At 30.5% G+C, this 12,384-nt stretch carries 10 protein-coding genes and 1 riboswitch; of the genes, 6 read left to right on the forward strand and 4 right to left on the reverse strand.

The genetic code is table 11. The annotated features are described in order from the left end of the window. Positions 1-67: 67 nt before the first annotated feature. Both E0E45_RS02885 and E0E45_RS02890 read right to left on the reverse strand, forming a co-directional pair. A complete protein-coding gene (locus tag E0E45_RS02885; RefSeq protein ID WP_130889767.1) occupies positions 68-739 on the reverse strand; it encodes a hypothetical protein in 672 nt (223 codons plus the stop codon). 17 nt (positions 740-756) lie between these two features. Beyond that, positions 757-1,140 (reverse strand): GrdX family protein, encoded by a 384-nt coding sequence (locus E0E45_RS02890; protein WP_130889768.1) that lies wholly within the window; start codon positions 1,138-1,140, stop codon positions 757-759. Positions 1,141-1,344: 204 nt separating this feature from the next. On the opposite strand from E0E45_RS02890, the gene E0E45_RS17990 reads away from it, so the two are divergent. The 5 genes from E0E45_RS17990 to E0E45_RS02910 all read left to right on the forward strand — a co-directional run bounded on the left by E0E45_RS17990 (position 1,345) and on the right by E0E45_RS02910 (position 7,638). Then, the gene (locus E0E45_RS17990) at positions 1,345-1,470 is read left to right on the forward strand and encodes a hypothetical protein (RefSeq protein WP_269472027.1); all 126 of its coding nucleotides are present in this window, start codon (positions 1,345-1,347) and stop codon (positions 1,468-1,470) included. Between the two features lie 64 nt (positions 1,471-1,534). Next, positions 1,535-2,587 carry a carbamoyl phosphate synthase small subunit gene (locus E0E45_RS02895; RefSeq protein WP_130889769.1) on the forward strand — a complete coding sequence of 351 codons (1,053 nt, stop codon included), beginning with the start codon at positions 1,535-1,537 and terminating at the stop codon, positions 2,585-2,587. 24 nt (positions 2,588-2,611) lie between these two features. After that, entirely contained in the window at positions 2,612-5,818 is a 3,207-nt protein-coding gene (carB, locus tag E0E45_RS02900; RefSeq protein ID WP_130889770.1) for a carbamoyl-phosphate synthase large subunit, read from the forward strand. 203 nt (positions 5,819-6,021) lie between these two features. After that, positions 6,022-7,146 carry a patatin-like phospholipase family protein gene (locus E0E45_RS02905; protein WP_130889771.1) on the forward strand — a complete coding sequence of 375 codons (1,125 nt, stop codon included), beginning with the start codon at positions 6,022-6,024 and terminating at the stop codon, positions 7,144-7,146. A 162-nt stretch (positions 7,147-7,308) separates the two neighbouring features. Continuing rightward, on the forward strand, positions 7,309-7,638 hold the full coding sequence (locus E0E45_RS02910) for a hypothetical protein (protein ID WP_130889772.1): 330 nt from the start codon (positions 7,309-7,311) through the stop codon (positions 7,636-7,638). A 207-nt stretch (positions 7,639-7,845) separates the two neighbouring features. On the opposite strand, the gene E0E45_RS02915 is transcribed toward E0E45_RS02910, so the two are convergent. Next, positions 7,846-9,252 (reverse strand): YfcC family protein, encoded by a 1,407-nt coding sequence (locus E0E45_RS02915; RefSeq protein ID WP_130889773.1) that lies wholly within the window; start codon positions 9,250-9,252, stop codon positions 7,846-7,848. 141 nt (positions 9,253-9,393) lie between these two features. Continuing rightward, a riboswitch (Lysine riboswitch) is annotated at positions 9,394-9,568 on the reverse strand. 134 nt (positions 9,569-9,702) lie between these two features. Then, positions 9,703-10,908: a M20 family metallopeptidase gene (locus E0E45_RS02920; protein WP_130889774.1), complete on the reverse strand. Its 1,206-nt coding sequence runs from the start codon at positions 10,906-10,908 to the stop codon at positions 9,703-9,705. Between the two features lie 373 nt (positions 10,909-11,281). Here E0E45_RS02920 and E0E45_RS02925 point away from each other — a divergent pair, with 373 nt between their 5' ends. After that, positions 11,282-12,382, forward strand: coding sequence for a carbamoyl phosphate synthase small subunit (locus E0E45_RS02925; protein ID WP_130889775.1), 1,101 nt, complete (start codon positions 11,282-11,284; stop codon positions 12,380-12,382). The last annotated feature ends 2 nt before the right edge of the window (positions 12,383-12,384 follow it).

Below are 12,384 nucleotides of genomic sequence, written 5' to 3' on the forward strand. Positions count from 1 at the left end.
AAAAAGCCTGATTCAATAGTTATTAATACAATAATTTCTTGAATTAGGTTTTTTTATTAGTTTGATGTTAAAGTTCAGTTTCATCAAATTGTTTATTCTTATTAAAGTAATAATGATAGTTTACTCCTATTTCTTTTAATTCTTCTTTTGTTAAAGAAGAATTAGTATTTGTATTGAAAATTATCTTAATATTATTATCTAAATATTCTTTTATAAGTATAAAGTTTTGAGTATCTCTGATTTCAATAAGTTCTGGTTTTTCCTGAGCAACAATGTTTAAATTAATAGGAATATCTTTGTCTGCTTTGTAGAGCTTAAGATATTCAAATTTACAATTTTTAGTTTCTTCATAAAACTTTTCCCAATTTGTTATTCCTTTTATATCAAAGATAATATTACTTTCATTGAGATTGAGTGAGGATACCAAAGTATGTATTCTATCAAAGAATATACTATTGTCCAAGACATAATTCAATCTTAAAGTATAGAAAAGCTTCTTATCGATATAATTGTTTTCAATAGCCATTTGAAACGACTTTTCAAGAAGCTTTAAAACAAGAGTTTCAAATGTATCATCTTCAAAGGCCATTTGATACATGAGATCTTTGTCATTGAATCCTATTAGAGAAAAGTCTTTTATGATTTTATAACCATAAACAGAACTCTCTTCTAAATCGAAAACAGGAATGAAATTGAAATTTATTTTTTCAAGGATTCTTTTGAAATAAAATTGAACCACAATCTACCTCCCAATGATTAATAGCTAAAATCTTTAATTCCATCAGTTAAAAGATTTAAGTCAATGAATCTAAATTCTTCTAAAGTAGTTTCAGAAAATTCAGAAAAGTTTTTTCTGTTAGGGATTTTTTTAGCTATACTGATTACTCCATCTATTAGTTTTTTTTGACTTCCATCATCTGAAAAAGTATTTTTAGAAACAGCAATAGATTTATATGGATTCTCAGAATTTTCTAGATTATACATGATAGGGTCAGAAAGAAGTTTATGACCTTTATAAATTTCTTCTTTCACTATCTCTAAAAGATCTAGAAAATCTTTTTTTTGAAAATAAAAAATATCATTTGTTTCTTTGTAAAAATTATAAACCTTGTTGTTATTTGTGATAATTATAAAATCCATGATGCACCTCCCGATATTTTATTATCACATAAATGATGAATAGTCAATACAAGAAACTGAAAAAATTTATATTTTTTTAATATTTTGTAAAAAATGCATAAAAAAAAGTCAGAAAAAAATTAAAAATGGATATTATCAAAAAACTCTTGACATAATCTGAAAAAATAGATATACTTTCTTTTAGTAAAAAAAGGAGGTAAGGGAATGGAAAGAATAAAAAAATTATCGTTAAAGAAGATAAAGGATTCTCTTTTCTACTTTTTTACATTTATTTCTAAAGTTTTTACAGGAATATTGTCTTTAAAATTAATTCATATATATTTATCTTAAAAAAAGATATGACAAACTGTTATATCTTTTTTTTTAGGGAAACTTTTAAATTACGGGAGGTCAAATGAAAGGAAAGCTTATTCTTGAAAATGGTATGAGTTTTGAAGGAAAGATTTTTGGAGAGTTAGGGGAAACTGTTGGAGAACTTGTTTTTAATACAGGAATGACAGGGTACCAGGAGCTTTTAACAGATCCTTCTTATTGTGGGCAGATAGTAGTAATGACATATCCTATGATAGGAAATTATGGAATAAATCTAGAGGACATGGAGTCTTCTAAAATACATTTAAAAGGGTTTGTTATTAAAGAAGATGCAAAACTTCCAAATAACTTTAGATGCGAGATGACTTTAGATGGATTCTTGAGACAAAATAAAGTTGTGGCATTCAAAGGTGTAGATACAAGACAGCTTACAAAGATAATAAGAGAAGAGGGAGCTATGAGAGCTATAATCACTTCTCAAGACCTGACTCAAAAAGAGATAGATGAACACTTTGAAAAATTCTGCAACAAAGATGCAGTAAGCAAAGTAAGTACAAAAGAGATATATGAAATACCAGGTACTGGAAAAAGAATAGGGGTAATGGATTTTGGAATCAAAAGAAATATCCTTAGAAGTTTTAAAAAGAGAGATTGTCATATGGTAGTTTTTCCTTGGAACACAACTGCTGAAGAGATAATTAAATATGATCTTGATGGATTGTTCCTTTCAAATGGACCAGGAGACCCAGCTGATCTTACAGAAGTAATAAATGAAATAAAGAAAATGGTAGGAAAACTTCCAATAGTTGCAATATGTCTTGGACATCAGCTTCTGGCATGGGCACTTGGAGGATCTACTACTAAATTAAAATATGGTCACAGAGGATGCAATCATCCAGTTAAAGATTTAGAGAAAAATAAGATATTCATAACTTCACAAAACCATGGTTATGTAGTGGATAATGTACCAGAGGCTATGAAAGTAACTCATATAAACCTGAACGATAATTCTATTGAGGGAATGAAAAGCAGCGAATTGAAAATAATGTGTGTACAGTACCATCCAGAAGCTTGGCCTGGACCATCTGATTCTGATTATCTGTTTGATGATTTCTTACAAGTTATAGAAGGTTAATTTAAAGTTTGAGGGAGGAATAAAATGTTAGATAAGTCTATAAAAAAGACATTAGTTATAGGTTCAGGGCCAATCATAATAGGACAGGCAGCAGAGTTTGACTATTCAGGAACTCAGGCTTGTGAGACTCTGAAAAAAGAGGGAATAGAAGTTGTACTGATCAACTCTAACCCAGCAACAATAATGACAGATAAAGCAGTAGCTGACAGAATATATATAGAACCAATCACAGCAGACTTTGTTGAAAAAGTAATAGCTAAAGAGAGACCAGACTCTATTCTTGCTGGAATGGGAGGACAGACAGCATTAAATATGGCTGTTGAACTATCTGAAAAAGGTATTCTTGAAAAATATGGAGTAAAAGTAATCGGAACTCCTATCGAATCTATCAAAAGAGGAGAAGACAGAGAACTATTCAGAGAAGCTATGGAAAAAATAGGAGAGCCTATTATTCAAAGTAAAATAGTAGAAAACCTTGAAGATGGTTTCAGAGTAGCTAGAGAAATAGGGTATCCAGTAGTAGTAAGACCTGCTTATACACTTGGAGGAACTGGTGGAGGATTTGCATATAATCCAAAAGAGCTTGAAGATATCCTTATGAAAGGACTGGCTCTGTCTAGAGTAAAACAGGTGCTTATTGAAAAATCTATTCTTGGTTGGAAAGAGATAGAATATGAAGTAATAAGAGATAAAGATGGAAACTGTATTACAGTATGTAATATGGAAAATATTGACCCAGTAGGAATTCATACAGGAGACTCAATAGTTGTTGCTCCTTCTCAAACTTTATCAGATAGAGAATACCAAATGCTTAGAACTTCTGCTATTAAAATAGTAAATGAAATTGGAGTTATTGGAGGATGCAACGTACAATTCTCTCTTCACCCAAAATCATTTGAATATGCAATAATAGAAATCAACCCAAGAGTATCAAGATCATCAGCACTAGCTTCTAAAGCAACAGGATATCCTATTGCAAGGGTAGCTACAAGATTATCTCTAGGATACCTGTTAGATGAAGTAAAAAATGAAGTAACTGGAAAAACTTTTGCTTGTTTTGAGCCAGCTCTTGACTATATAGTTGTAAAAATACCTAAATGGCCGTTTGATAAATTTAAAAAGGCTGATAAAAAACTTGGTACAAAAATGATGGCAACAGGGGAAGTTATGGCAATAGGAAATAACTTTGAAGCTGCATTCTTAAAAGGTATCAGATCACTTGAAATAGGAAGATACAACTTAGAGCATCCAGTAGCTCAAAAGATGACTATGGAAGAGTTAAAAGCAGCAGTTGTAAAACCAGATGATGAGAGAATCTTCATAGTGGCAGAAATGCTTAGAAGAGGATACATCAAAGAAAAATTACAAAAGATAACTGGAATAGATAAATTCTTCATGGAAAAAATAGAATGGATTGTTAAACAGGAAGAAATTTTAAAAGATACAGAATTTAAAAATTTAGATGAAACATATTTAAGAAATCTTAAAAAGAAAGGATTCTCAGACAAAGGAATTGCATCTTTAATGGGAGTTACTGAAAAAGATATTGAAAGAAAAAGAAAATATTTCCACATAGAGCCAGTATATAAAATGGTTGATACTTGTGCTGGAGAATTTGCAGCTGATTCATCATATTTTTATTCAACATATGATCAATATGATGAGGTAGAAGTATCTAATAAAAGAAAAATAGTGGTAATAGGATCAGGACCAATCAGAATTGGACAGGGAATAGAATTTGACTACTGTACAGTTCATGCAGTAAAAACATTAAAGAAACTGGGAATAGAAAGCATCATAATAAACAATAACCCAGAGACAGTATCAACAGACTTCTCAACAGCAGACAAACTATACTTTGAACCATTAGTAACAGAAGATATAATGAATATCCTTGAAAAAGAGAAACCAGAGGGAGTAATACTTCAATTTGGAGGACAGACAGCAATCAAATTAGCAAATGATTTGAGCGATAGAGGAATCAAAGTAATAGGAACAAGTGCAGATAAAATAGATGAAGCAGAAGACAGAGAAAGATTCGAAGAAATGATGGAAGAGCTTGATATTGCTAGACCAAAAGGAAGAGCAGTATGGGATGTAGAGCATGGAATAGAAATAGCAAATGAAATAAACTATCCAGTGCTGGTAAGACCATCATATGTACTAGGTGGACAGGGAATGGAAATATGTCACGATGAATATAATCTGGTAAAATACCTAGAAGCATCATTTGACAGAGATCCATCAAATCCAGTGTTGATAGATAAATATCTAAATGGAATCGAATTAGAAGTAGATGCTATCTGTGATGGAGAAGATATCTTAATACCAGGAGTAATGGAGCATTTAGAAAGAGCTGGAGTTCACTCAGGAGACTCAATTACTATTTATCCTCAACAGAATCTATACGAAGGAACTGAAGCTGAACTTTTAGAAATAACTAAGAGAATAGCAAAAGCTCTTGAAGTAAAAGGTATGATGAATATTCAGTTTATCGCATATGAAAATAAACTTTATGTAATAGAAGTAAACCCAAGATCATCAAGAACAGTTCCATATATCTCAAAAGTATCAGGAGTACCAGCTATTGAAATAGCAACAAGAGTAGCACTTGGAGAAAAACTAAAAGATATGGCATATGGAACAGGAATCTACAAGAAGCCAAATGTAGTAGCAGTAAAAGTACCAGTATTCTCAACAGAAAAACTATCAAGTGTAGAGGTATCATTAGGACCAGAAATGAGATCAACAGGAGAGGTATTGGGAGTAGGAAACAATGTAGATGAAGCTATCTATAAAGGGCTACTTGGAGCTAACAGAGTGCACCTTATCAAAGACAGAAAAATACTGGTAACTATCAGAGATAAAGATAAAGATGAATTTTTACCAATTGCTAAGAGCTTAATTGCACATGGATCAATCCTATTTGCAACAAGTGGAACACAAAAATTCCTAGCAGAAAATGGAGTAGAAGCAACAGTAGTAAATAAAATAGATGAACCATCGCCAAACATTTCAGATGTATTAAAAAATAGAGAAGTAGATCTATTAATAAATACACCAACAAAGGCAAATGATGCTCAAAGAGATGGATTTAAAATGAGAAGAACAGCAATAGAGTATGGAGTGGATGTATTAACAGCTCTTGATACAATTAATGCTATTCTTAGAATGCAGGATGGACATATAGAAGAGGACAAGCTAGATGTATTTGATGTAAGTAAAATCTAATAATTATATAAAATGGAACAGTTAAAAGCTTTAACAGGTTTAGCTGTTCTTTTTTTGTAAGTTTATAATATAGCATAATTTATTGGATTTTATTTCAAAAATAATATTATTTAAAGATTATTTTTTATAGGCATTGACAAATAAATGGAAATAGAGTAATACAATAGCATAAGCAAAATATTCTGTTCAATGGAGGGAAATGTATGGATAAAAAAGAAATAAAAATAGGGCTTGCATTATCAGGTGGAGGTATGAGAGCTACTCTTTTTCATTTGGGAATATTAAAATGGCTGGCTGAAATGGAGCTTCTAGAAAATATTGAACATGTATCAACAGTATCTGGGGGGAGTATTGGTGCTGGATTAGTCTATTCATCAAATAATATGAAGTGGCCTTCAAGCAAGGAATATCTTGAAAAAGTACTTCCTGAAATAAAGAAAAAGATTTTAGATAAAGATGTAACATTTGGAGCTTTTGGAAAAACTCTTGAAGGATGGGATATAAAGAAACTATTTGAAAGCAAGGCAGAATCTCTTGCTAAAACTATGAAAAAATACTGGAAAATGGATGGAATAATTAAAGAATTATCTGAAAAACCAGCATGGTATATAAACTGTACAACTTTTGAAACTGGAAAATGTTTCCGTTTCAGTCAAAAAAGATGTGGAGACTATAAAATAGGATATTTTGATGGCAGCAATTTTCCTATTGCAGAAGCAGTAGCTGCTTCAGCTGGATTCCCCATACTAATAGGAATGACAGAAGTAAAAACTGATAAATATATCTGGAAAAATTATGAAGGAGAAGAGGTAAAATTACCAGCAGATAAAATTCACCTTTGGGATGGAGGAGTATATGACAATCTTGGAATAGAAGCTCTATATAAACCAGATAATGGTGGAGAATGCAGAAAGGGAATAAATTTCTGTATTGTAAGTGATGCTTCAGCAGGAACAGAGGAATTTACAAAACCAAGTAAAAATTTATTTGGAAAGCTGACAGATATAAAAAGACTGGTGGATATAGATATGGATCAGGTTGCTGGATTAAGATTGAGAAATTTTGTTGATTTTATAATTAATAAAAAATCAGGTATGTGTTTAAAAATTGGAAATTCGGCTGAAAAAATAACTGCTAGAGGAATAATAGATGAAAAAGTAAAAGAGAAACTTTTAAAAGAATGTTTAGGTAAAGAGGAAAGCGAAAAATTGAAAAATTATCCAACAACTTTATTCAAGCCTAGTGAAAAAGACTTTGATTTAATAGTAAGGCATGGATATGAAAATGCTAAATGTGTATATTATTCTTATGAGTCAACACTTAAATAAATTAAAAACAAAAATAAAATAGTAAATATAGTTGTATAATACTTGGTGTTGATACTAAAAGGGTATCAACACTTTTTATATTCCTAGAAAAGAAAATTGAATTATAAAAATTAAATGGTATAATGAAATACAAAAAAATGAAACATCAGGAGGAGATACTTAATGAAATTATTAAAAAAGGTAATACTTTTGTTTTTACTTTTGGCAAGAATAGCAGCAGCATGTCCAGACACAGATTTTCATGGAAAAATGGAAAGATATATCAAAGAAACAGCAAGTTTGAAAGTACAGGGGAAGAAAATTGTAGTAGATAGTGAAAAAATTATTATAGAAACATTTTTAGCTATAAAAGGTGACAAGGATAGATTGGAAGATTCATTATCTATTGTTATGACAGGATTGATAAAATATTCAAAGAATCATGGATATGAACTATATATAAAAGATCCAGAAGGAAATGAAAAAGAATTTATGGATTTTATAGGGAAATAATACATATTTGGGAAGTTGGATAAAATCAGCTTCCTTATTTTTATAATTAAGCAAGTTTAGAAAAGTATGAGAGAAAATAAATCAGAGGAGAAATTTAAAAATGAACTGTTAAAAATATGATGGGAAAAGGGAATTTAAATTTATAAAAAAGTAAAGATATAAGTAAAAAGGCTGCCATGGAGACAGCCCCTTCATATATGTTAAATATTAAAAAGGTCCATAATTAATTGCCACTGCTATAACCATAAATACAACTTGCAGCAGGAACATAAATAGAAATAATGGTGTAATAAATCTATACCATTTCTCTATTGGAAGACTCATAAGTCCACATACAGTGGCTGCTGATGTAGGCCAGAACATATTTGAGAACCCATCTCCAAATTGGAATGCAAGTACAGCTGTCTGTCTTGTAAGTCCAATAGCATCAGCCAAAGGAGCCATAATAGGCATAGATGTAGCTGCCTGTCCTGAGCCAGATGGAATAAAGAAATTAATAAAGTTTTGTACAACAACCATTCCAATAGCAGCAACAGTTTTAGGCATAGTAGCAAGTGTACTAGCCATGAAATTGATTATTGTATCAATAATATGCCCATTTTCCATTACTATAGTAAGGGATCTTGCTACTCCAACTGCTAATGCCCCAAAGATAACATCAGAAACTGATTCTATAAAAAGGGAAGCAATTTGGCTGAAATTATATCCTCCAACGAGTCCAGTTATTATCATCATGATAAAAAACAAAGTTGAAAGTTCATTTAAATACCATCCAAGTTGACTTGTACCATATACCAGCATAGCTATAGTTACAACAAAAAGCATCATGATAAGTTTGTGTTTTCCAGTGAAAGGAAGTTTTTCCATCTCTTCACGATTCATACCATTAGAGAAATTAAATTTAACATCTTTAACTATAGATAATTCAGGATGAAGTCTCACTTTTCTTGCATAAAGCATAAGATAAATAATTGCAGTTCCTTGAAAAACTATAAAACATACGATTCTCAATCCAATTCCAGACCCTATTGGAAGTTCAGCTATTCCTTGTGCTATTCCAATTGTGAAGGGATTAAGTGTAGCAGCAGCAAATCCAGTAGCTGTACCAAGTATAACTGCAGCTCCTCCAACAAGAGCATCATATCCTAAAGCTACAGATATTCCCATAAATGCTGGAAGCAGTCCATAAGTTTCTTCATAAAGACCAAAAGTAGATCCACAGATTCCAAATACTATCATAAAGATAGGAAAAATCATAGTTTCTTTACCATGAAATTTTTTAATAAGAGCACCAAGAGAACCATAAAAAGCTCCTGTTTTTATTAAAAGATATACAAATCCATAAGCAAAAAAGATAAAAAATATAATATCAGCAGTAGAAACCAATCCTTCTACAACTGCCATAAACATATGAAAAGGAGAAACAGGAGTCTGCTCAATATACTTAAATGATCCTTGAACAACCATAGTTCTATTTAAAACTGGGTCTACAGCTCTTTCATAAGTACCTGCTGGTATGATATAAGTTAAAACAGTTAAAATAACAAGAATGATTCCAATTATTACATAAGTATGTGGTATTGTAAGTTTTCTTCTAGTAGTGTTTTCTGACATTTTTTCCTCCCTCAAGATAATTTTAATATATAAAAACATGTTTTTGATATTTTTATAAAATAAAAAAGCCACAGCTCAGAACACTAAACTGTGACAAAACAACTTAATTATATGCAAAGCAAAAAATGCACATAGATCAGAATCACAGATAGCACTCCATTGAAGTAATCAATGACAGTAGTACAGATATTATCTATACTCCCAACAAAAAAGCTTCAGCATTCTTTTTCATTTCGGCAGAATTCCCTTTCAGATCACCTCACTGTTTGCTAAACTAAATGATCCTACTGATGTTTTCTGCGCCTCTATCTTTCTTTTTAATTTTATAAGGCTGATTATACGTCAACATGCATAAAAAGTAAAATATAATAAATGAATCAATTATATTTTTTTTATAAATATAAAAAATGGACACAATAAAATCAATAGTTATTCTTTAATAACCAGAAATTAACTTCTTTTTAATTTTTTAAAATCTTCTTTTACAACTTTTAATAATTCAGGTTCACAATAAAGTTCCAAAGCAGTTCCAGTCATAGCTTTTACAGATTTGTGAAGTTTATCATATGCTTCTTCTGAATTTACATATTTCAAATATGCCTCATCATGAACAAAGCATACTTCATCAATATCAAGAGCTAATTCTGTATACATAGTAGGACAAACCTGACTTACATTCCCTATATCTGATGAACCACTAGCTCCATGCTTTTCGTCTAAAAAACTGCTTACTCCAACTTCTATAAGATTTTTTCGCATTAAATCTTGGAGAGATGGAAGATTCAGCAAATTATCAAATGAATTTTCATATTTTTCATATTTTAAAACAGCACCTGTCATAAGTTCTGCACCTTTTGCACAGTTTATTACTTTCTGAGTAAGAGTGTTTAAATAAGCTCTGTCATTTGATCTGATATGAAATTTACATTCAGCAAAATCAGGAACAGTATTAGGGGCATCTCCACCACTTGTGATAATACCATGAATTCTTGAATCAGAAGTTATATGTTGTCTTAAACAATTAATACCACTATACATTAATTGAACAGCATCTAAGGCATTTATTCCTTCATCTGGATGAGCAGCAGCATGAGCAGCCTTACCAGTGAACTGGAATTTTATACAATCAATAGCCAGAGTTTTACAGTTAAGATTATTATTAGCTTCTAAGTGCATTTGAAGGACAATATCAATATCATCAAAAGCATTTTGTTCAACCATATTTACTTTTCCACCTAAAGTTTCCTCTGCTGGAGTTCCAATTAGAATTATTTTACCTTTAAAATTATTTTTAAATTTTGATAAAACAAGAGCAGCTCCATAAGTTCCAGCAGCTATCCAGTTATGTCCACAAGCATGTCCAGGAACTTTATCAGGTCCATATCCAGGAAGAGCATCATACTCAGCAAGAAAAGCTATGCTTGGTCCATTATCATCTCCAAATTCAGCTCTGAAAGCAGTAGGAAGTCCACAATAATTTTCCTTTACAGTAAAATCATTTTTCTTTAAAAGGTCTATAAGATATTTTGAAGAAAGGAATTCTTTCTCTCCTAGCTCGGGATTTTTAAAAATATAGTCACATACAGCTTCAATATCTTTTTTGTAAGTATCTTCAACAGTATAAAGTTCTTTTTTAATACTTTCTAGTTTAAACATTTTTCCCTCCAGACTTAAATTGTTTAATATTTATAAATGTTACATTAAAAAATATAGCATGTCAATTGATTATTTGATATAATTAATTTGAAATAGATATTTATATAATAAATATATTTTTAAATTTCTTGACAAATTAGTGAAAAATAGTTATAATACTTCTTAGTAAAAATTAGGAGGAAAGAGATGAAAAGGTCAGAAATATCAATGCTTATCAACAAACAGATATTTGTACCAAACTTTTTTAATTCGTTTTTTTATTTTTTTTTAAGAAAGATTTTTTCTAATTTTACACTTTATGATTACAATTTAAATTTTTATATTATAGAGATATAACTTTTGTAGTTATATCTTTTTTTTTAGAGGAGGGAAAATGAAAGGAAAGCTTATTCTAGAAAATGGTATGAGTTTTGATGGAAAAATTTTTGGACATTTTGGAGAAACAACTGGGGAAATAGTTTTTACTACTGGAATGACTGGATATCAAGAAATTTTAACTGATCCATCTTTTTATGGAAAAATAGTTGTTATGACTTACCCAATGGTTGGAAACTATGGGTTAAATCTTGAAGATATGGAATCAGATAAAATACATTTGAAAGGATTTATTATAAAAGAAGATGCAAAACTTCCAAATAATTTCAGATGTGAAATGACTTTAGAAGGTTTTTTAAGTCAGTATAATGTAGTTGGATTCAAAGGAGTAGATACAAGAGAGTTAACTAAAATAATAAGAGATAATGGCTCAATGAAGGCTATTATTACAGATAAAGAATTAACACATAAGGAATTAAAAGAAAGATTTGATAACTTTTCATATGAAAATGCAGTAGAGCAAGTAAGCAGAAAAGGAATAATTGAAATTGGAGGAAATGGATTGAAAATAGGTGTGTTAGATTTAGGAGTAAAGAGAAGTACTTTAGATACATTGGAAAAAATGGGATTTGCTGTATCAGTATTTCCTTATGATACTTCATCAGATGAATTGTTAAAACACAAACTTGACGGACTTATAATTTCAAGTGGACCTGGAAATCCAAATGAAATGGATAGAATAGTTAGAGCTGTAAGAGGAACGTTAGCTAATATTCCAATGCTTGGAATTTCTTTAGGAGCCCAAATAATTAACTTAGCTCTAGGTGGAAAGGTAGCAAAAATGAATAATGGGCATAGAGGGGTAAATCATCCTGTTGAAGACTTAAAAAGAGATAAAATATATATAACCTCTCAAAATCATGGATATTCAATAGAAAAATTAGGAATATCTTCTGAAGCTACACATTTTAATCTTAATGATAAAACAGTAGAAGGATTTAGATGTGATGATCTTGCAGCTATGGGAGTTCAATTTATGCCCGATTTTTATCCAGAAGATTCAAACAATGTGTTTGCTGACTTTTTATCTCTTATTGAAAAAGGGGTAAATTTAGAAGGAATTGAATATTGTGATATGGATGAAGAATTTGAAAATTAGGA

The sequence above is a fragment of the Fusobacterium ulcerans ATCC 49185 genome (assembly GCF_900683735.1).
Lineage (GTDB): Bacteria > Fusobacteriota > Fusobacteriia > Fusobacteriales > Fusobacteriaceae > Fusobacterium_A > Fusobacterium_A ulcerans_A.

Excerpts from the sequence above, each read along its gene's own strand:
- E0E45_RS02890 (WP_130889768.1), bottom strand. The coding sequence starts at position 1,140 with ATGGATTTTATAATTATCACAAATAACAACAAGGTTTATAATTTTTAC.
- E0E45_RS17990 (WP_269472027.1), top strand. The coding sequence starts at position 1,345 with ATGGAAAGAATAAAAAAATTATCGTTAAAGAAGATAAAGGATTCTCTT.
- E0E45_RS02895 (WP_130889769.1), top strand. The coding sequence starts at position 1,535 with ATGAAAGGAAAGCTTATTCTTGAAAATGGTATGAGTTTTGAAGGAAAG.
- carB (WP_130889770.1), top strand. The coding sequence starts at position 2,612 with ATGTTAGATAAGTCTATAAAAAAGACATTAGTTATAGGTTCAGGGCCA.
- E0E45_RS02905 (WP_130889771.1), top strand. The coding sequence starts at position 6,022 with ATGGATAAAAAAGAAATAAAAATAGGGCTTGCATTATCAGGTGGAGGT.
- E0E45_RS02910 (WP_130889772.1), top strand. The coding sequence starts at position 7,309 with ATGAAATTATTAAAAAAGGTAATACTTTTGTTTTTACTTTTGGCAAGA.
- E0E45_RS02915 (WP_130889773.1), bottom strand. The coding sequence starts at position 9,252 with ATGTCAGAAAACACTACTAGAAGAAAACTTACAATACCACATACTTAT.
- E0E45_RS02920 (WP_130889774.1), bottom strand. The coding sequence starts at position 10,908 with ATGTTTAAACTAGAAAGTATTAAAAAAGAACTTTATACTGTTGAAGAT.
- E0E45_RS02925 (WP_130889775.1), top strand. The coding sequence starts at position 11,282 with ATGAAAGGAAAGCTTATTCTAGAAAATGGTATGAGTTTTGATGGAAAA.